This is a genomic window from Pseudomonas sp. URMO17WK12:I11, from assembly GCF_007677725.1.
Taxonomy (GTDB): domain Bacteria; phylum Pseudomonadota; class Gammaproteobacteria; order Pseudomonadales; family Pseudomonadaceae; genus Aquipseudomonas.
The window spans coordinates 44402-63488 of record NZ_VEDF01000002.1; the positions used below are offsets into that span (position 1 = coordinate 44402).

Consider the following 19087-nt stretch of genomic DNA (forward strand, 5'->3'; position numbering starts at 1 on the left):
CACTGCCATTACTGTCGACAAGGTATGCTGTCGGCAGTAATGGAGGCTGCACATGCAAATTTACAAAGTTGGTGGTGCCGTGCGCGATCGCCTGCTCGGGCTGCCAGTCAGCGACGTCGATTGGCTGGTCGTGGGTGCCACGGTCGAGCAGATGCACGACGAGGGCTTTCGTCCGGTCGGCGCTGACTTTCCGGTATTCCTGCACCCCAAGACCGGCGAGGAGTATGCCCTGGCGCGCACCGAGCGCAAGAGCGGGCGTGGCTATGGCGGCTTCACCTTTCACGCCAGCCCTGAGGTGACCCTCGAACAGGACCTGACTCGCCGCGACCTGACCATCAATGCGATGGCCGAGGATCTGCACGGGGTTATCCATGATCCCTACCACGGCCAGGCCGATCTGCAGCGGCGGATTCTGCGGCATGTTTCGCCGGCGTTTGCCGAAGATCCCCTACGGGTGCTGCGCGTTGCCCGGTTCGCCGCGCGCTACGCGGGCCTGGGCTTCAAGGTTGCAAAAGAGACCCTCGCACTGATGCGCCAGATCGCCGAATCTGGCGAGCTGCAGGCACTGACCGCAGAGCGCAGCTGGAAGGAAATCGAACGGGCCTTGATGGAAGATCAACCGCAGGTATTCATCGAAGTCCTGCAGGCCTGCGGCGCCCTGGCGCAGTTGATGCCCGAGCTGCCGGACAATCTGCCCACCCTGGCGGCATTGCGCCGGGCTGCGCAGTCACAGCAGCCCCTGCCGGTGCGCTGGGCATGCCTGTTGCGTGGATTGCCAGCGGCAGCAATCAAGGCTCTCAATCAGCGCTTCAAGGTTCCCCGCGAGTGCCAGGAGCTGGCTGTGCTGGTGGGAGAATACGCCGATCAGGCCGACCAGGCATTGCAGCTCCCTGCCGACACGTTGCTGGAGCTATTGCAGAAGTTCGACGTCTATCGGCGCCCGCAGCGCTTCGAAATGTTCGTCGCCACCTGTCAGATGAGCCAGCCAGCGGCCTATCCACAGGCTGGCTTTCTGCTCGGTGCGGCGGCAGCAGCGCGGGCAGTCGCAGTGCAGCCACTGGTGGCAGCGGGGCTGGCCGGCATGGCCTTGGGCGCGGCGCTCAAGGGTGAGCGATGCAAAGCGCTTGAAGCCTACATCCGCGGCTGAGCGCAGCGCTGGGTCACACCGGCGTCAACTGCAACCCGCGCCACTCAAAGGCAACCGGCGCCAGGACCTGCTCGATCTGCGCCTGCTGCCACAACTGCGCCATGCTTTTGCCCACGCCTGGATGCATCAGTGTCGGGGCCAATAGTGACAGTGGCCAGAGCACGAAGGCGTTCTTCAGGATTTCGGCCCGCGGCAGCACCAACCCGTCGAAGGTGCCATGCAGATCGTCGTACATCAGCACATCGATATCCAGCGGCAGGCCCTTGCGCTCAGGCGCATAGCGACCATTGTCCGCCTCGATGAACTTGAGCCGGCGATCGAGCTCGAGCAGCGGCAAATCGGTTTTGCCGGTCACCACGAAGTTGATGAATGGCCCACTCTTGATACCGACCGCCTGACTCTCGAAGGCCGGCGAGCAGTGCATGTCGCTGAGGATCGCCGCCAACGCGTCCAGCCCGGCACACAGATGCCGATGGCGGTCGATGTTGCTGCCAAGGCCCAGATAAACCGTGCTCAGAGACATCCGCGCTCGATCTCCACGCCGACACCGCCACGGGCCGCGGGTACCGCGCCCGGCTTGGTCAGCTTCAACCGCACCCAGGGAATGTGAAACTCCTGCATCAAGGTCGCCACCAGACGCTCGGCGAAGGTCTCGACCAATTCGAAGCGCGCCTGCTCGGCAAACGCCTGGATGCGCGCCGATACGCTGGCGTAATCCAGAGCCAGATTCAGGTCATCGCCGGCTGCCGCTGGGCGGTTGTCCCAGGCGAAACTCAGGTCCAGGCGCAGGCACTGGCGAATATCGCGCTCCCAGTCATAGGCACCGATCACGGTATCGACTTCCAGGCCTTCGATGAACACTCTGTCCAAGCACTTCTCTCCACGACACGACAAGGGCGACTGGCGCCGTTAGAATCAGGGCGTCCTCGCCCGGAATAGTTAGCATGTTTTGGTTATTGGCACTGCTCGCCTACCTGCTCGGCTCACTGTCCTTCGCCATTGTCCTGAGCCGCCTGACCGGTAGCCCAGACCCGCGTTGCAGTGGCTCGGGCAATGCCGGCGCCACCAACATGCTACGCCTGGCGGGCCGCAAGATGGCGATCCTGACGCTGCTGGGCGACCTGTGCAAGGGCTTGTTGCCGGTTCTGTTGGCCCGCGCTGCCGGCCTGGGCCTGCAGGAGCAGGCCTGGATCGGCATGTGCGCGGTGCTCGGCCACCTGTTTCCGCTGTACTTCCGCTTCCGCGGCGGCAAGGGCGTTGCCACTGCCGCTGGCATGCTCATGGGGCTGTACCTGCCGGCTGCCTTGCTGGCCATGGCCGCCTGGCTACTGACCTTCTACCTGACCCGAACCAGCTCGCTGGCAGCGCTGGTCGCCACGCCCCTGACCCTGCCACTGCTGGCCTGGCGCGAGCCCGAGGCGTTGCTGCCGATCGCCGTGCTGACGGTGATGATCGTCTGGCGTCACCGCAACAACCTGCGCGACCTGCTGGCCGGGCGCGAACGCCACTTCTGACCTGGCAAGCGCTCAGACCGGCGGCAGCTGCTCCATCGGCCAACGGGCCTGCACACTGATCGCCAGGTCCTGCTGCTGACCGGCCAGCAGGCGCTGGCAGCCGGCATAGGCGATCATGGCGCCATTGTCGGTACAGAACTGCGGGCGCGCGTAGTAGACATTGCCCTTGATGCTGGCCAGCATGTCTTCCAGCGAAGCCCGCAGTGCCTTGTTGGCGCTCACGCCACCGGCGATCACCAGGCGCTTGAGGCCGGTCTGTTTGAGGGCGCGCTTGCACTTGATGGTCAGAGTCTCCACCACGGCCTGCTGGAATGCCAGGGACAGGTCGCAACGGGTTTGCTCGCTGTCGTCGCCAGCATGCTTGCATTGCTGCCAGGTGTTCAGGGCAAAGGTCTTGAGGCCGCTGAAGCTGAATTCCAGACCCGGACGATCGGTCATCGGCCGCGGGAACACGAACCGCCCAGGTACGCCCTGCTCGGCCAGACGCGCGATCTCCGGCCCGCCAGGGTAATTGAGGCCGATCAGCTTGGCGGTCTTGTCGAACGCTTCGCCAGCCGCATCATCGAGGCTTTCGCCGAGCAACTCGTAGTGGCCGATACCATCGACCCGCACCAGCTGCGTATGGCCACCGGAGACCAACAAAGCGACGAACGGGAACTGCGGCGGATTTTCCTCGAGCATCGGCGCCAACAGATGGCCTTCCATATGGTGCACGCCGATTGCCGGGATATCCCAGGCAAAAGCCAGTGCCTGCGCGCACGAGGCGCCGACCAGCAGCGCCCCGACCAGGCCCGGGCCTGCGGTATAGGCGATGGCGTCGATTTCGGTAGCGACACAGCCGGCCTCGTCCAGCACCTGGCGGATGAGCGGCAGCATGCGCTTGACGTGATCGCGTGAGGCAAGCTCGGGCACCACGCCGCCGAACACGCGGTGCAGGTCGATCTGGCTGAACAGCGCGTCGGCCAACAAACCGCGCTCGCTGTCGTATAATGCGACGCCGGTTTCGTCGCAGGATGTTTCTAATCCCAGTACTAGCATGGGCTCGTCCCTTGTGGGGGCTGAATTCGAAGCCGCGCATGATAGTCCCCGTGCCGGGTGCCGACCAGCGGTTTTCGATCAGAGGCTTTGCATTCCGGCGTACTAAGGGTTAACATCCGCAACCCTTGAAAACCGACGTTCTCCAGCACACCTTTGTTTTGCCAGGAGCACGTCTACCCCGGTAATGAATTAAGGTAGCCCTGGATGCCAGCCGTCAAAGTTAAAGAGAACGAACCCTTCGACGTAGCTCTGCGTCGTTTCAAGCGCTCCTGCGAAAAAGCCGGTGTACTGGCTGAAGTTCGTAGCCGCGAGTTTTACGAGAAGCCGACCGCCGAGCGTAAGCGTAAAGCAGCTGCTGCTGTTAAGCGTCACGCCAAGAAAGTTCAGCGCGAACAGCGCCGCGCCGTTCGTCTGTACTAATACAGACGTTCTACGCAAAAAGCTTCTGCCCTGCCCGGCTCTCCGCCGGGCCGATGGCAGCGGTTTGGTTACACACCTTGAGCAGCTAGCCCAAGGCGCCCGTCGCAACCTGCAGTGGGCACAGCAGTAAAGTGTCAGTGCTGGCTTCGGCCAGGCGTGCACGTCATGACTGACGAGCCCTTGCGGCTGCCGACGAGCACATTTTTCCTCGCATTTTCCCTGTCAGCCTTCGCCCTTGTCGTCGCGGTAGCGATTAGACTTGCCAGCTGCCAGATGACGAGATTGCCATGGCCGGGCTCATTCCCCAAAGCTTCATCGACGACCTGATCAACCGCCTCGACATCGTCGACGTGGTGAGTTCACGTGTCCAACTGAAAAAGACCGGCAAGAACTACTCCGCCTGCTGCCCGTTCCACAAGGAAAAAACCCCTTCCTTCACGGTCAGCCCCGACAAGCAGTTCTATTACTGCTTTGGCTGCGGCGCCGGCGGCAATGCCCTTGGCTTCGTCATGGACCACGACAACCTGGACTTCCCCCAGGCCGTCGAGGAGCTGGCCCGCGCAGCCGGCATGGAAGTGCCCCGTGAACAGGGCCGGCGCGACAACAAGCCGCGTCAGCCGACCGACTCGCCGCTCTACCCGCTGCTCGATGCCGCCGCAGAGTTCTATCGCCAGGCGCTGCGCAGTCACCCGACCCGCAAGGCGGCTGTGGACTACCTCAAGGGCCGCGGCCTGTCGGGCGAAATCGCCCGTGACTTCGGCCTGGGCTTTGCCCCGCCAGGCTGGGATAACCTGCTCAAGCACCTGGGTGCCGACACCCTGCAGCAGAAGGTCATGATCGATGCCGGCCTGCTGATCGAAAATGCCGAGAGCGGCAAGCGCTACGATCGTTTTCGCGACCGGGTCATGTTCCCGATCCGCGACAGTCGCGGGCGCATCATCGCGTTCGGTGGCCGGGTGCTGGGCGATGACAAACCCAAGTACCTCAACTCTCCGGAAACCCCGGTGTTCCACAAGGGCCAGGAGCTCTACGGGCTCTACGAAGCGCGCAAGCACAACCGCAACCTCGACGAGATCATCGTCGTCGAGGGTTACATGGATGTCATCGCCCTGGCACAACAAGGCCTGCGCAACGCCGTGGCGACCCTCGGTACCGCCACCAGCGAAGAGCACCTCAAGCGCCTGTTCCGCGTAGTGCCCAGCGTGCTGTTCTGTTTCGACGGCGACCAGGCTGGGCGCAAGGCTGCCTGGCGTGCGCTTGAATCGACCCTGTCGGCCTTGCAGGACGGGCGCCGCGCGCGCTTTTTATTCCTGCCCGAAGGCGAAGACCCGGATAGCCTGGTGCGCGCCGAAGGCACCGACGCGTTTCAGGCACGCATCAACCAGCACGCACAACCGCTGGCTGACTATTTCTTCGAGCAACTGAGCAACGAAGCCGACCCGCGCTCCCTGGAAGGCAAGGCGCACATGGCGACCTTGGCAGCACCGTTGATCGAAAAGATCCCCGGCGCCAACCTGCGGCAACTGATGCGTAACCGTCTGCGCGAGATCACCGGCCTCGATCCGCAGCAAGTCGAGCAACTGGCGCAACAAGCGCCTGCGCCGAGCAGCGTGCCGGACTACGATCCAGGCTATGACTATGACGCCATGGCCAGTTACAGCCCCGACTATGGCGACATGCCGCAGCTCGATTACGCACACGCGCCACAGGAGCAGGCATGGAAGCCGAACAAAGGTGGCGGCAAGAAGCAATGGAGCGACAAGCCCTGGGACAAGAATCGCAAGGGTGGCAAGCCGTGGCAGCGTGACGAGGCACCGCCGCGCGTGCCGGCACCGGTCGAGCCGCCCACCCTGGCCGCGCTGCGCACGTTGCTGCATCACCCGCTATTGGCTGGCAAGGTCGAAGACGCCAGCCATTTCGCCGACGAAGAGCACCTGTATAGCCAGCTGCTGGTGGCGCTGATCGAAGCCGCGCAGAAAAATCCTGGGCTAAGCTCAATGCAGCTGATCGCACGCTGGCACGGTACCGAACAGGGCCGCCTGCTGCGCGCACTGGCGGAAAAGGAATGGCTGATCGTCGCCGACAGCCTTGAACAACAGTTTTTCGACACCATTACTAGCTTGTCCGCCCGCCAACGCGAGCGAAGTCTGGAACAACTGCTCAGGAAATCACGTCAAAGCGAATTGACCAGCGAGGAAAAATCGCAGCTTCTCGCGCTGCTGAGCCGGAATGTTCCCGCACAAACGCCGACCTCATCTGGCGCGTGAGGCCCATGCTCGGGTATAATCCTCGGCTTGTTTTTTGCCCGCCAAGACCTTCAGTGGATAGGGTGTTATGTCCGGAAAAGCGCAACAGCAGTCTCGTATCAAAGAGTTGATCACCCGCGGTCGTGAGCAGGGCTACCTGACTTACGCGGAGGTCAACGACCACCTGCCTGAGGATATTTCAGATCCGGAGCAGGTGGAAGACATCATCCGCATGATCAACGACATGGGGATCAACGTATTCGAGAGTGCTCCGGATGCGGATGCCCTTCTGTTGGCGGAAGCCGACACCGACGAAGCCGCGGCCGAAGAAGCCGCAGCTGCGTTGGCGGCCGTTGAAACCGATATTGGCCGCACGACCGACCCGGTGCGCATGTACATGCGCGAAATGGGTACTGTCGAGCTGCTGACCCGCGAAGGCGAGATCGAAATCGCCAAGCGTATCGAGGAAGGCATTCGTGAAGTCATGGGCGCCATCGCTCACTTCCCGGGTACCGTCGACTACATCCTCGGCGAATACGACCGCGTGACCACCGAAGGTGGCCGCCTGTCGGACGTACTCAGTGGTTACATCGACCCTGATGACAACATCGCTGCCCCGACCGAAGAAGTTCCGGTACCGGGCGCCAAGGCGCCTGCGGCCAAGGAAGAATCCGAGGACGAGGAAGAAGAAAGCGACAGCGACGACGAAGAAGAGACCGAAAGCGGTCCCGATCCGGTCGTTGCTGCCCAGCGCTTCGGCGCTGTGGCCGACCAACTCCAAGCCACTGCCAAGGTTCTCAAGAAGAACGGCCGTGATGCCAAGGAAAGCGTCGAAGCCCTGCAGGCCCTGGCTGATCTGTTCATGCCGATCAAGCTGGTGCCCAAGCAGTTCGACGTTCTGGTCGAGCGTGTGCGCGATGCCCTGAGCCGTCTGCGTCAGCAAGAGCGCGCGATCATGCAGCTGTGCGTACGTGATGCGCGCATGCCACGTGCCGACTTCCTGCGCCTGTTCCCGAGCAACGAAACCGACCAGACCTGGTCGGGCGACCTGGCCAAGCGCAGCACCAAGTGGGCTGCTGCCCTGGGTGAAAAGGACGCGGCCATCGTTGCCTGCCAGCAGAAGCTGATCGACCTCGAGAACGAAACCGGCCTGACCGTGGCCGAGATCAAGGAAATCAACCGTCGCATGTCCATCGGCGAGGCGAAAGCCCGTCGGGCCAAGAAGGAAATGGTCGAGGCCAACCTGCGTCTGGTGATCTCCATCGCCAAGAAGTACACCAACCGCGGTCTGCAGTTCCTCGACCTGATCCAGGAAGGTAACATCGGCCTGATGAAGGCGGTGGACAAGTTCGAATACCGTCGGGGCTACAAGTTCTCGACCTATGCCACCTGGTGGATTCGCCAGGCGATCACCCGCTCCATCGCGGATCAGGCGCGCACCATCCGTATTCCGGTGCACATGATCGAAACGATCAACAAGCTCAACCGGATTTCCCGCCAGATGCTGCAGGAAATGGGCCGCGAGCCGACCCCGGAAGAACTGGGTGAGCGCATGGAAATGCCTGAGGACAAGATCCGCAAGGTATTGAAGATCGCCAAAGAGCCGATTTCCATGGAAACCCCGATCGGTGATGACGAAGATTCGCACCTGGGCGATTTCATCGAGGACTCGACCATGCAGTCGCCGATCGATGTGGCCACGGTCGAAAGCCTCAAGGAAGCCACCCGTGACGTGCTCTCGGGCCTGACCGCACGCGAAGCCAAGGTGCTGCGCATGCGTTTCGGTATCGACATGAACACCGACCACACCCTCGAAGAGGTCGGCAAGCAGTTCGACGTGACCCGCGAGCGGATCCGTCAGATCGAAGCGAAGGCGTTGCGCAAACTGCGCCACCCGACCCGCAGCGAGCACCTGCGTTCATTCCTCGACGAGTGACGATCAGACCCCGGCCCAGGCCGGGGTTTTTCTTATCCGACAAATAGTTGTGGACGGCTAGTCGACTGGCCATTTGCCCGTCTACACTCGAGTTCAGACCCACTGAACGCGAGAGTGCTATGCAGCCGATGCCGGCCATCCTGTTGTTGCTCCTGATCTTGTGGAACACAACGGCCGGCGCCCTGACCCTGACAGACGAAGAAAAAACCTGGCTTGCTGAGCATCCACAGCTGAAGCTGGGCGTCTACGCCTCCCGGCCACCGTTCGAGTTTCGTGACCAGGAGGGCCGGTACCAGGGATTGGCCGCCGATTACATCAGCTCGCTCCAGGAACGTCTTGGGGTGAACATGACGCCGGTCGAGCCCAGCAGCTGGAACGATGTGCTGCAGCAGGCGCGCGAAGGGCGTATCGATTTGCTGCCCGGCATCATGTCCACGCCCGAGCGCCAGGATTACCTGGCGTTCACCCGTCCGTACCTGGACTTCCCCATCGTCATACTGGCCCACAAGGGCGGCCCGCAACCGCGCACGATCAACGACCTGTACGGGTTGAAGGTAGCGGTGGTCGAGAACTACGCGCCGCATGAACTGATGCGTGCCCATCACCCGGACCTCAACCTGGTGAGAATGCCCAACCTCACCTCGGCACTCCAGGCCTTGGCCACCGACACGGTGGACGCGGTGGTCGGCGACCTCGCCTCGAGCGTGTGGAGCCTGCGCCAGCTCAAGCTCGAAGGGCTGTACGTCAGCGGCGAGACGCCCTACCGCTATCAGCTGGCCATGGCCGCACCGCGCAGCGAACACGTGCTGATCGGCATCCTCGACAAGGCGATGGCTGACATGTCCAGCGCCGAAATCGCCGACATTCAGCAACGCTGGGTCGGCAATGTCGTGGACCAACGCAGTTTCTGGCGCGACATGTTGCTGTATGGCCTGCCGGCGGTGTTGCTGCTGGTGGCGATCCTGGCCGTGGTCATTCGGATCAATCGCCGGCTCAGCTCCGAAATATCCCGCCGAATTGCCCTGGAACAAGAACTGCGCAGCAGCGAATACCATTATCGCGGCCTGATCGAGAGCCTGTCGGCCATCGCCTGGGAAGCCGACGCCAACGACTTCACCTACCGCTATGTCTCCCCTCACGCCGAAGACCTGTTGGGCTATCCGCTGCACGACTGGCTCAAACCGGGCTTCTGGCGCAGCATCGTGCACCCCGACGACGCACTCTGGGCCCAGGCTTTCTGCGAAAGCGAAACTGCAGCTGGGCGCGATCATAGCCTCGACTACCGCGTGTTGCGCGCCGATGGCCAGCCGCTTTGGGTGCGCAACATCGTCAGCATGATCGAGCACGGCCACCGTCCGGTGATGCGTGGCCTGATGATCGACATCAGTGAAACCAAGCGCACCGAGGACGCCCTGCGCCTGTCGGAGCAGAAGTTCGCCTCGGTCTTCGAGCAGTGCCCGGACATCCTGCTGATTGCCCGGCACAGCGATGGCGTGCTGCTGGAGGTCAACGAAGCGTTCGAAGAGCAGATCGGCCTGAGCCCGGGCGAAGCGCTCGGCCGCACCGCCACCGAACTCAACCTGTGGGCCGACGAAGGCATGGGGCCCAAACTGTTGCAGCGTCTGCATGAAGGCGGCATCCGCAACCTGGAAATGAGCTTTCGCCGCAGCAATGGCCAGCTATTCACAGGCCTGACCTCGGCCGAGACCTTCGAGCTCGATGGCACCCTGGCGCTGGTCGTGGCAGTTCGCGACATCAGTCAACTCAAGGAAACCCAGCAGCAACTGCAAACCTCGGAAGAAAAGTTTGCCAAAGCTTTCCATGCCTCCCCGGACGGTTTGCTGCTGTCACGCCAGAGCGACGGCCTGCTGCTTGAGGTCAACGAAGGCTTTTGCCGCCTGACCGGTTATGAATTCCGCCAGCCGATCGACCAGACCTCGTTCGACCTGGGCATCTGGGTCGATCTGAACGAGCGCAAGCGCCTGGTCGAACGCCTGGGCCGGGATGGCTTCGTGCGCGACTTCAGTTGCCACCTGCGGCGCAGCGACGGGCAGATTCGCCTGTGCGAGCTGTCGGCCAGGCCGCTGCCGATCGCGGGCGTCGACTGCATGCTGACCATCGCCCGCGATATCACCGAACGCCACTTGATGCAGGAAAAACTGCAGCTGGCGGCCACCGTGTTCGAGAACACCGCCGAAGGCGTGTTGATCACTGATACCGACCAGCGCATCAGCGCCGTCAACCGCGCCTTCAGTGAAATTACCGGCTACAGCGAGATCGAGGCGCTTGGCCAAACCCCGCGCCTGCTGGCCTCCGGCCAACATGACAGCGCCTTCTACGCGGCCATGTGGCACCAGCTGACTGCAGAAGGCCATTGGCAAGGCGAGATCTTCAACAAGCGCAAGAATGGCGAGCTCTACCCTGGTTGGTTGACCATCAGCGCCGTGCGCAACAGCGAGCGCGAAATCACCCACTTCGTGGCGGTGTTCGCCGATATCTCAAGCCTCAAGCACGCCCAGGCCAAGCTCGACTACCAGGCCCACCATGACCCGCTGACCGGCCTGCCGAACCGCGCCCTGTTCGAGAATCGCCTGCAGGCGGTGTTGACCTGCGCGCAGGTGTCCAACCGCCAGGGCGCGGTGCTGTTCCTCGACCTGGACCGCTTCAAGCACATCAACGACAGCCTCGGTCACCCGGTGGGCGACTTGCTGCTCAAAGGCATTGCCCAGCGCCTCAAGGAGCAGGTGCGCGACGTCGATACCGTGGCGCGTCTGGGCGGCGATGAGTTCATCATTTTGCTGCCAGGCCTGCACAAACCCAGCGATGCCGACGCCATCGCCAACAAGCTGCTGGCGTGCTTCGCCGCGCCATTCCAGGCTGGCGAGCACGAGTTCTTCACCAGTGCCAGCATTGGTTCGAGCCTCTACCCGCAGGACGGCACCGACGTCGCCACGTTGATTCGCAACGCCGATGCCGCCATGTACCGCTCCAAGGCCAAAGGCCGTAACCGCGTCGAAGCCTACACCCGCGACCTGACCGTGCAGGCCAGCGAGCGCATCGCTATGGAGCACGAGCTGCGCCGCGCCATCGAGCGCAACGAAATGAGCCTCAACTTCCAGCCCAAGCTCAGCCTCAAGACGCAAACCCTGGTCGGCGCCGAAGCCCTGATCCGCTGGAGCCACCCGACCTTTGGCGAAGTGCCACCGGAGCACTTCATTCACCTGGCCGAAGAGAACGGCACCATCCTGCAGCTGGGCGACTGGGTGCTGGAGCAGGCGTGCCAGCAGATGCACAGCTGGAAGAAGCGCTACCAAGCCTTCGGCCCGTTGTCGATCAACCTCGCCGGTGCGCAACTGCGCCACCCGAACCTGGCCCAGCGCATCGAGCACCTGTTGAAGGTCTACCAGCTCAAGGCCGGCGACCTGCAGCTGGAGATCACCGAAAACTTCATCATGAGCCAAGCCGAGGAAGCCCTGGCCGTGCTGCACGAGCTCAAGCAACTGGGCGTGCAGCTGGCCATCGACGATTTCGGCACCGGCTATTCGTCGCTCAGTTACCTCAAGCGTCTGCCGCTGGACATCCTCAAGATCGACAAGTCGTTCATCCGCGGCCTGCCCGACGATCCCCACGATGCCGCCATCGCCCGCGCCATCATCGCCCTGGGCCGCAGCATGCAGCTGACGATCATCGCCGAGGGCGTGGAAAACCAGGCGCAGCAACGCTTTTTGGCGGCTGAGGGATGCGAGCAGATACAAGGCTACATCGTCAGCCTGCCACTGCCGCCTGAGGAATTTGCCGCAGCGTTCCTTCGCATAGCACTAACCGATCTTTCGGATGGCACGCTATCGAAACCCTCGTTATAATCCCGCCACTTACTGAGGGCCTATAGCTCAGTTGGTTAGAGCAGAGGACTCATAATCCTTTGGTCCACGGTTCGAGTCCGTGTGGGCCCACCAGATCTGCCGAAAGCCGCGCACCCGCGCGGCTTTTTCATGGCTGCGCGATAACCCTGCGGCAGGGCTTGCCCTGCCTGTCCATGCCTGACTAGGCTAACGGACTTAACGCAGAGGCTCGTCATGTCGAACGCCCTTCCCATCTCCCTCGACGAAATCGATCGCAAGTTGATCGCGCAGTTGCAGATCAACGCACGCGAAAGCGTCGCCACCCTCGCCCGGCAACTGGGTATCGCCCGCACCACGGTCAATTCACGGCTGGAGCGCTTGGAAAAACACAAGGTCATCACCGGCTACGGTGTGCGCCTGGGCCAGCGCGTGATCGGGGGCGGATTGCAGGCGTATGTCGGGATCAAAGTTCAACCACGCTCCGGCAAGGACGTGGTGCGTCGGCTGAGCGCCATGGGCCAGGTGCAGCAACTGTGCGCCGTCAGCGGCGAGTTCGACTATGTGGCCTGGCTGCGCAGTGACTCGCCCGAGCAACTCGATGACCTGCTGGATCAGATTGGCAGTGTCGAAGGCGTCGAGAAGACCACCACGTCGATCATCTTGAGCAACAAGGTCGATCGAGGACAACCGCTGTGACGATTTCGTCATAACTGTTCAATTGAGAGTCATAGTGACGAACATGCGTTCATAAAGTCTCCACTCTGCGCCTTAATTACGATCCGCCCACTCCCTAAAATGACCTCCAGCCATCTCCTATACTCAGGCTCCGCCCCTCGCGCAGCCGCTCTGGCAAGGTCATTACATGAACAACAACAACCGCCACCCCGCCGACGGCAAGCCACCGATCACCATCTTCGGCCCGGACTTTCCCTTTGCATTCGATGACTGGCTGGCGCACCCGGCCGGGTTAGGCCGCATTCCTGCCGATCGCCATGGCGAAGAAGTCGCCATTGTCGGAGCCGGTATCGCCGGCTTGGTGGCGGCCTACGAGTTGATGAAGCTTGGGCTCAAGCCCGTGGTGTACGAGGCGTCCAAGCTTGGTGGGCGCCTGCGCTCGCAGGCCTTCAATGGTGCTGATGGCATCGTCGCGGAGCTCGGTGGCATGCGCTTTCCGGTGTCTTCCACAGCGTTCTACCACTATGTCGACAAGCTTGGCCTGCAAACCAAGCCGTTTCCCAACCCACTGACCGGCGCCTCCGGCAGCACCGTGATCGACCTGGAAGGCCAGACCTACTACGCGCAAAAGCCCAGTGACTTGCCCGATCTTTTCCACGAGGTGGCCGACGCCTGGGCCGATGCGCTGGAAAGCGGCGCGCAGTTCGCCGATATCCAGCAAGCCATCCGCGATCGCGACGTCACGCGCCTCAAAGCGCTGTGGAACAAGCTGGTGCCGCTGTGGGACGACCGCACCTTCTATGACTTCGTCGCCACCTCGCGCTCGTTTGCCAAGCTGAGCTTCCAGCACCGCGAAGTGTTCGGCCAGGTCGGCTTTGGAACAGGGGGCTGGGATTCGGACTTCCCCAACTCGATGCTGGAAATCTTCCGCGTGGTCATGACCAATTGCGATGACCATCAGCACCTGGTCGTCGGTGGCGTGGAGCAGGTGCCGCAGGGTATCTGGCGGCACGTGCCGGAGCGCTGCGAGCACTGGCCGGCAGGCACCAGCTTGAGCGCGTTGCACGGCGGCGCGCCGCGGGCCGGGGTCAAGCGCATTGCCCGGGCCTCCGATGGCCAGCTGGCGGTGACCGATAACTGGGGCAACGCCCGCCATTATGCGGCGGTGCTGGTTACCTGCCAGAGCTGGCTGCTGACCACGCAGATCGACTGCGAAGAATCGCTGTTCTCGCAAAAGATGTGGATGGCCCTGGACCGCACACGCTACATGCAGTCGTCGAAGACCTTCGTCATGGTCGACCGGCCGTTCTGGAAAGACAAGGACCCGGAAACCGGGCGCGACCTGATGAGCATGACCCTCACCGACCGCCTGACCCGCGGGACCTACCTGTTCGACAACGGTGACGACAAGCCGGGGGTGATCTGCCTGTCCTACGCCTGGATGAGCGATGCCCTGAAGATGCTGCCGCACCCGGTGGAAAAGCGCGTGCAGCTGGCGCTCGATGCGCTGAAGAAGATCTACCCGAAAACCGACATCGCCGGCCATATCATCGGCGACCCGATCACTGTGTCCTGGGAGGCCGATCCGTACTTCCTCGGCGCGTTCAAAGGTGCGCTGCCGGGGCATTACCGCTACAACCAACGCATGTACGCGCACTTCATGCAGAAGGACATGCCCGTCGAACAGCGCGGCATGTTCATCGCCGGTGACGACGTGTCGTGGACCCCGGCCTGGGTCGAGGGCGCCGTGCAGACCTCGCTCAACGCGGTGTGGGGTATCATCAATCACTTCGGGGGCCATAGCCATCCGGACAACCCAGGCCCAGGCGATGTGTTCGACGAAATCGGCCCGATCGCCCTGGCTGACTGAACCCAAGGAGGCCGCATGCGTATCGCTCTGTACCAGGGCACACCTCACCCGCTGGATGTCGCCGGCAACGTGCAACGCCTGCGCGAGCAGGCACAACGGGCGGCAGAGGGCGGTGCACGGGTGCTGGTGTGCCCGGAGATGTTCCTGAGCGGCTACAACATCGGCCTGAGCAACGTGCGGCGGCTTGCCGAAGCCAACGACGGCCCCTCGGCCATGGCGGTGGCCGAGATCGCCCAGGCGCACGCGCTCGCCATCGTCTATGGCTACCCCGAGCGGGCCGCGGACGGCGCGATCCATAACAGCGTGCAACTGATCGATCAGCACGGCCGCAGCCTGTGCAACTACCGCAAGACGCACCTGTTCGGCGAGCTGGACCGGGCCATGTTCAGCGCCGGCGCCGATCACTTTCCGGTGGTGGAGCTGGAGGGCTGGAAGATCGGCCTGCTGATCTGCTACGACATCGAGTTCCCGGAAAACGCCCGGCGCCTGGCGCTGGCCGGTGCCGAACTGATCCTGGTGCCGACCGCCAACATGGAGCCCTACGATTTCGTCTGCCAGGTAACCGTGCGCTCGCGGGCCCAGGAGAACCAGTGCTACCTGGTGTACGCCAACTATTGCGGTGCCGAGGGCGATATCCACTACTGCGGGCAGAGCAGTATCGTCGGGCCAGACGGCAGCCTGCTGGCCATGGCCGGGCGGGACGAATGCCAGTTGCTCGCGCAGCTCGAACACGAACAGGTCCGGCGCGGCCGCGAGGCGTTTCCCTATCTCACTGACCTGCGCCGCGAGCTGCACTGGCTGAAAAACTGACCGCTGCCCCAGGCGCACCTGGCAAATGGGTTAGCATGAACGCCTGCCCCGGAGTTGCCATGCCCGACCCTACCCGCCACCTCATCCTGCCCAACGGCCTGACGCTGAAGCTGCGTCAGGCCTCGCGACTCAAGCGCTCGGCGGCAGCCCTGCGGGTGCAGGCTGGCAGCCACGACGCTTCGCCCCGCTGGCCGGGCCTGGCGCACTTCCTCGAGCACCTGTTCTTTCTCGGCACCGAGCGCTTCCCGCTGCACGACGGCCTGATGCGCTATGTGCAGGCGCTTGGCGGCCAGGTCAACGCCAGTACCCGCGAACGCACCACCGATTTTTTCTTCGAAACGCCGCCTGCAGCATTGGCCGGCGGCCTGGAGCGCTTGTGTCAGATGCTGGCCGAGCCCGACCTGGGCATCGCGCGTCAACGTCGCGAACGGGAGGTGATCCACGCGGAGTTCATTGCCTGGTCGCGCAACCCGCGGGCTCAGCAGCAGTTCGCGCTGTTGCAGGCGTTGACGGGCGAGCATCCGCTGCGGGCGTTTCACGCGGGTAACCGGTACTCGTTGCCGCTGAACAATGAGACGTTCCAGCAAGCCCTGAACGGCTTTCACCAGCGCTTTTATCAGGCTGGCCAGATCACCCTGAGCCTGTGCGGGCCGCAATCGCTGGATGAGTTGGAGCAACTTGGCAGGCAGTACGGCGGCAGGTTCGAGGCGGGTACCAGGCGGCCGCAAAGCGTGCCACCGCCATTAGCTTGCTCGCAGCCATGGTCATTCGCCCACGAAGGCTTGCCTGATGGCGCGGAACAGGCACTCGAACTGCTGCTGGCGAACCTGCGCGACAGCCGACCCGGCAGTTGGCTGGATGCCCTGCAGCACCGCGGCTGGCTGAGAGGGTTCGCGATAGAAAAACTGTACGCCTTCGCCGGGCAGCTGTACTGGCATATCGATCTGAAGCTGAGCCCGCAGGCCGATGCCGAAGAGGCGTCGAGGCTGTTGCAGGGTTGGTTCGAGTATCTGCGCCAAGTTCCAGTAGAGCTTCTTGCCAGCGCTTTCGCCAGCCTGCAGCAACGCCACGAACGCAGCGCCACCGCCCTGGACCTGGCCCGCCGCGACTGCGCCGGTCTGCCATTTGCCGCACTGAATGCTCAAGGCCGCAACGCGCTCTGCCTACTGCTCGAACAGCTGCCCCGATCGACTTATGGCAGCTGGCAGTTGCCAGACGCTGACCCGCTGATGCTCGACCCTCTGCCCGCTGCGCGCAGGGTGCACAAGCCGCATGGGCTGTGGATCAGTGACCTGCTGCCGGCTACCCGGCAGTTCGCTGCGCTGTACCTGCGCTGGGAACTGCCGGCAGCGGACCATCGGCTGCAGGCTATGCTGGCGCAAGCCTTGCAGCCCTTGCAGGCGCGCTGTGAACAAGCCTCGGTACACCTGCGATTCAGTGCGATCGGCGACTTCTGGCAATTGCGCTGTGCCGGCCATCCGGCAGCGGTGCTACGGGCCACGCAAGAAGCCCTGGCCGTGGTGCAGGCGCCGAACAGCTGGCAGCAACCGGCAAACGATGACCCTGCTCTGATACCGATCAGAGCACTGCTCGAGCGCTTGCCGGATGCCGTGCTTGGCGCTGCCCCGCTGGCCAACCCGCCGGGGCCGCTCGACCAGGCACTGCTCGACGGTACCTGGCGACACAGCCGCTGGCAGGGTTTGGCCGTGGGCTTCGACCCCAGCGCCGTCCAGGCACTGAGCGCAGTGCTGCAAAACTGTCCCGGCCACGCGGGCGCGCCTTCGCCTGCGCCCCGCTGGCCGGGTCGCCGTTGGCAGCATGCCCACGTGCCCGGCAGTGAAAACGCCCTGCTGCTGTTCTGCGCCCTGCCCCCCGCTGTGCAAGGCAGTGGTCGCCTGCTCGCGCAACACTTGCAAGGGCCGGTCTACCAACGCCTGCGGGTCGAGCTGCAACTGGGCTACGCCGTTTTCAGTGCTTTTCGTCAGGTCGAGGGTGTCGACGGTCTGCTGTTTGGCGTGCAATCCCCGCACACCAGTCAGCTCGAAATCCTCGATCATCTGTGCGCCTTGCTGGGCCAAGGTGTGACGCTAAATGTTCAGGCACGCCAGCAACTGGCCGAGCAGTTCGCCGAGCCGGCGATGGCCAATCCGGAGGTCGCCGAATGGGCTTGGCAATGCCACCTGGGCTCGCAGCCCGCCGACCTTCCCGCGCTGCAGCAGACTATCCTGAATACCCAGCAAGCTGACCTGGATGGCCTGCTAAGCTACCTGCAGAGCGAGCACTGCGCCTGGCTGTGTCTGGCCAACTGCGCCGCGCCCGACCCTGCATGGCACTGACGACAGGTCGATTGTTACGTTTGGCGCAAGGGCGCTTATCAAACAATTAACCTTTCGGTACAAAAATTTCTTGTAAGATAACGCTATCTCCGCCAAGGGAACCTACCGTTCCAGGCGGCGCCCAATGCTTTAGTTGAACCCCCCATCCAGCAAGAAGGAGAACGCCCATGTGGACCAAACCTGCCTACACTGACCTGCGTATCGGCTTCGAAGTGACCATGTACTTCGCCAACCGCTAAGCCCTGCTTGCGGTTCGACGCCTCGGCTCGCCGGGGCGTCGTCGTTTTCATCTTCGGCATTTCGCACACGGAGCGGCCATGTACATCCAGATTCTCGGTTCCGCCGCCGGTGGTGGTTTCCCGCAGTGGAACTGCAACTGCGTCAACTGCAAGGGCTATCGCGACGGCACCTTGCGCGCCACGGCACGCACCCAGTCCTCCATTGCCCTGTCCGACGACGGCGAGCACTGGATACTGTGCAACGCATCGCCCGATATCCGCGCCCAGCTCCAGGCGTTCGCCCCCATGCAGCCGGCCCGTGGCCTGCGCGACACGGGTATCGATGCGATCGTCCTGCTCGACAGCCAGATCGACCACACCACGGGCCTGCTCAGCCTGCGTGAGGGCTGCCCGCACCCGGTGTGGTGCACCGACATGGTCCATCAGGACCTGACCACAGGTTTCCCGCTGTTCACCATGCTCAGCCACTGGAACGGCGGCTTGCAGTGGAATCGCATCGAGCTCGAAGGCAGTTTCGTCATCCCCGCCTGCCCGAACCTCAGGTTCACCCCATTCCCGCTGCGCAGCGCCGCGCCGCCTTATTCGCCGCACCGTTTCGACCCGCATCCGGGCGACAACCTCGGCCTGCTGGTCGAAGACACGCGCACCGGTGGCAAGCTGTTCTATGCCCCAGGGCTCGGCCAGGTCGATGACGCGCTGCTGCAGATGATGCACGACGCCGACTGCCTGCTGGTCGACGGCACGCTCTGGGAAGATGATGAAATGCAGCGCCGGGGTGTCGGTACACGTACCGGCCGGGAAATGGGCCACCTGGCGCAGAACGGCGCGGGCGGCATGCTCGAAGTGCTGGACGGCTTCGCGCGCCAGCGCAAAGTGCTCATCCACATCAACAACACCAATCCGATCCTCGATGAAGACTCCCCCGAACGCGCCGAAGTCGAGCGCCGCGGCGTCGAAGTGGCCTTCGACGGCATGAGCATCGAGTTGTAAGGAGGCGCCGTGAGCGACGCATTG

The 19087-nt window shown here is 63.1% G+C and carries 15 protein-coding genes and 1 tRNA gene; 13 read left to right on the top strand and 3 right to left on the bottom strand.

All coding sequences use genetic code 11. The features are described 5' to 3' along the window. Nucleotides 1–52: 52 nt before the first annotated feature. Complete coding sequence (locus FS665_RS03500) at nucleotides 53–1147, top strand: multifunctional CCA tRNA nucleotidyl transferase/2'3'-cyclic phosphodiesterase/2'nucleotidase/phosphatase (RefSeq protein WP_145183500.1); 1095 nt, start codon at nucleotides 53–55, stop codon at nucleotides 1145–1147. Between the two features lie 13 nt (nucleotides 1148–1160). On the opposite strand, the gene folK is transcribed toward FS665_RS03500, so the two are convergent. Continuing rightward, on the bottom strand, nucleotides 1161–1670 hold the full coding sequence (folK, locus tag FS665_RS03505; RefSeq protein WP_145183503.1) for a 2-amino-4-hydroxy-6-hydroxymethyldihydropteridine diphosphokinase: 510 nt from the start codon (nucleotides 1668–1670) through the stop codon (nucleotides 1161–1163). Further along, nucleotides 1661–2017 carry a dihydroneopterin aldolase gene (gene folB / locus FS665_RS03510; RefSeq protein WP_145183506.1) on the bottom strand — a complete coding sequence of 119 codons (357 nt, stop codon included), beginning with the start codon at nucleotides 2015–2017 and terminating at the stop codon, nucleotides 1661–1663. The genes folK and folB overlap by 10 nt, the downstream gene beginning before the upstream one ends. Nucleotides 2018–2091: 74 nt before the next feature. Here folB and plsY point away from each other — a divergent pair, with 74 nt between their 5' ends. Beyond that, nucleotides 2092–2661, top strand: coding sequence for a glycerol-3-phosphate 1-O-acyltransferase PlsY (plsY, locus tag FS665_RS03515; RefSeq protein ID WP_145183509.1), 570 nt, complete (start codon nucleotides 2092–2094; stop codon nucleotides 2659–2661). 12 nt (nucleotides 2662–2673) lie between these two features. Here the strand turns inward: plsY and tsaD are convergent, their stop codons facing one another. Further along, complete coding sequence (tsaD, locus tag FS665_RS03520) at nucleotides 2674–3699, bottom strand: tRNA (adenosine(37)-N6)-threonylcarbamoyltransferase complex transferase subunit TsaD (RefSeq protein WP_145183511.1); 1026 nt, start codon at nucleotides 3697–3699, stop codon at nucleotides 2674–2676. A 204-nt stretch (nucleotides 3700–3903) separates the two neighbouring features. Here tsaD and rpsU point away from each other — a divergent pair, with 204 nt between their 5' ends. The 11 genes from rpsU (at nucleotide 3904) to pqqB (ending at nucleotide 19063) form a co-directional block, all read left to right on the top strand. After that, the gene (gene rpsU, locus FS665_RS03525) at nucleotides 3904–4119 is read left to right on the top strand and encodes a 30S ribosomal protein S21 (protein ID WP_003255575.1); all 216 of its coding nucleotides are present in this window, start codon (nucleotides 3904–3906) and stop codon (nucleotides 4117–4119) included. A gap of 287 nt (nucleotides 4120–4406) precedes the next feature. Next, nucleotides 4407–6386 carry a DNA primase gene (gene dnaG, locus FS665_RS03530; protein WP_145183514.1) on the top strand — a complete coding sequence of 660 codons (1980 nt, stop codon included), beginning with the start codon at nucleotides 4407–4409 and terminating at the stop codon, nucleotides 6384–6386. 67 nt (nucleotides 6387–6453) lie between these two features. Next, entirely contained in the window at nucleotides 6454–8301 is a 1848-nt protein-coding gene (gene rpoD, locus FS665_RS03535) for an RNA polymerase sigma factor RpoD (RefSeq protein ID WP_145183517.1), read from the top strand. A 119-nt stretch (nucleotides 8302–8420) separates the two neighbouring features. Continuing rightward, nucleotides 8421–12164 carry an EAL domain-containing protein gene (locus FS665_RS03540; protein ID WP_145183521.1) on the top strand — a complete coding sequence of 1248 codons (3744 nt, stop codon included), beginning with the start codon at nucleotides 8421–8423 and terminating at the stop codon, nucleotides 12162–12164. Between the two features lie 16 nt (nucleotides 12165–12180). After that, a tRNA-Ile gene (locus FS665_RS03545) sits at nucleotides 12181–12257 on the top strand. A gap of 120 nt (nucleotides 12258–12377) precedes the next feature. After that, complete coding sequence (locus FS665_RS03550) at nucleotides 12378–12839, top strand: Lrp/AsnC family transcriptional regulator (protein ID WP_145183525.1); 462 nt, start codon at nucleotides 12378–12380, stop codon at nucleotides 12837–12839. Nucleotides 12840–13005: 166 nt separating this feature from the next. Beyond that, the gene (locus FS665_RS03555) at nucleotides 13006–14688 is read left to right on the top strand and encodes an NAD(P)/FAD-dependent oxidoreductase (protein WP_145183528.1); all 1683 of its coding nucleotides are present in this window, start codon (nucleotides 13006–13008) and stop codon (nucleotides 14686–14688) included. Nucleotides 14689–14703: 15 nt separating this feature from the next. Beyond that, the gene (locus FS665_RS03560; protein WP_145183531.1) at nucleotides 14704–15498 is read left to right on the top strand and encodes a carbon-nitrogen hydrolase family protein; all 795 of its coding nucleotides are present in this window, start codon (nucleotides 14704–14706) and stop codon (nucleotides 15496–15498) included. Between the two features lie 59 nt (nucleotides 15499–15557). Beyond that, nucleotides 15558–17834, top strand: a complete 2277-nt coding sequence (gene pqqF / locus FS665_RS03565) for a pyrroloquinoline quinone biosynthesis protein PqqF (protein WP_145183535.1) — start codon at nucleotides 15558–15560, stop codon at nucleotides 17832–17834. A gap of 167 nt (nucleotides 17835–18001) precedes the next feature. Further along, complete coding sequence (pqqA, locus tag FS665_RS03570; RefSeq protein ID WP_003243383.1) at nucleotides 18002–18073, top strand: pyrroloquinoline quinone precursor peptide PqqA; 72 nt, start codon at nucleotides 18002–18004, stop codon at nucleotides 18071–18073. A 78-nt stretch (nucleotides 18074–18151) separates the two neighbouring features. Next, nucleotides 18152–19063, top strand: a complete 912-nt coding sequence (gene pqqB / locus FS665_RS03575; RefSeq protein WP_145183538.1) for a pyrroloquinoline quinone biosynthesis protein PqqB — start codon at nucleotides 18152–18154, stop codon at nucleotides 19061–19063. Nucleotides 19064–19087: the final 24 nt, after the last annotated feature.

Excerpts from the sequence above, each read along its gene's own strand:
- FS665_RS03500 (WP_145183500.1), top strand. The coding sequence starts at position 53 with ATGCAAATTTACAAAGTTGGTGGTGCCGTGCGCGATCGCCTGCTCGGG.
- folK (WP_145183503.1), bottom strand. The coding sequence starts at position 1,670 with ATGTCTCTGAGCACGGTTTATCTGGGCCTTGGCAGCAACATCGACCGC.
- plsY (WP_145183509.1), top strand. The coding sequence starts at position 2,092 with ATGTTTTGGTTATTGGCACTGCTCGCCTACCTGCTCGGCTCACTGTCC.
- tsaD (WP_145183511.1), bottom strand. The coding sequence starts at position 3,699 with ATGCTAGTACTGGGATTAGAAACATCCTGCGACGAAACCGGCGTCGCA.
- rpsU (WP_003255575.1), top strand. The coding sequence starts at position 3,904 with ATGCCAGCCGTCAAAGTTAAAGAGAACGAACCCTTCGACGTAGCTCTG.
- dnaG (WP_145183514.1), top strand. The coding sequence starts at position 4,407 with ATGGCCGGGCTCATTCCCCAAAGCTTCATCGACGACCTGATCAACCGC.
- rpoD (WP_145183517.1), top strand. The coding sequence starts at position 6,454 with ATGTCCGGAAAAGCGCAACAGCAGTCTCGTATCAAAGAGTTGATCACC.
- FS665_RS03540 (WP_145183521.1), top strand. The coding sequence starts at position 8,421 with ATGCAGCCGATGCCGGCCATCCTGTTGTTGCTCCTGATCTTGTGGAAC.
- FS665_RS03550 (WP_145183525.1), top strand. The coding sequence starts at position 12,378 with ATGTCGAACGCCCTTCCCATCTCCCTCGACGAAATCGATCGCAAGTTG.
- FS665_RS03555 (WP_145183528.1), top strand. The coding sequence starts at position 13,006 with ATGAACAACAACAACCGCCACCCCGCCGACGGCAAGCCACCGATCACC.
- FS665_RS03560 (WP_145183531.1), top strand. The coding sequence starts at position 14,704 with ATGCGTATCGCTCTGTACCAGGGCACACCTCACCCGCTGGATGTCGCC.
- pqqF (WP_145183535.1), top strand. The coding sequence starts at position 15,558 with ATGCCCGACCCTACCCGCCACCTCATCCTGCCCAACGGCCTGACGCTG.
- pqqB (WP_145183538.1), top strand. The coding sequence starts at position 18,152 with ATGTACATCCAGATTCTCGGTTCCGCCGCCGGTGGTGGTTTCCCGCAG.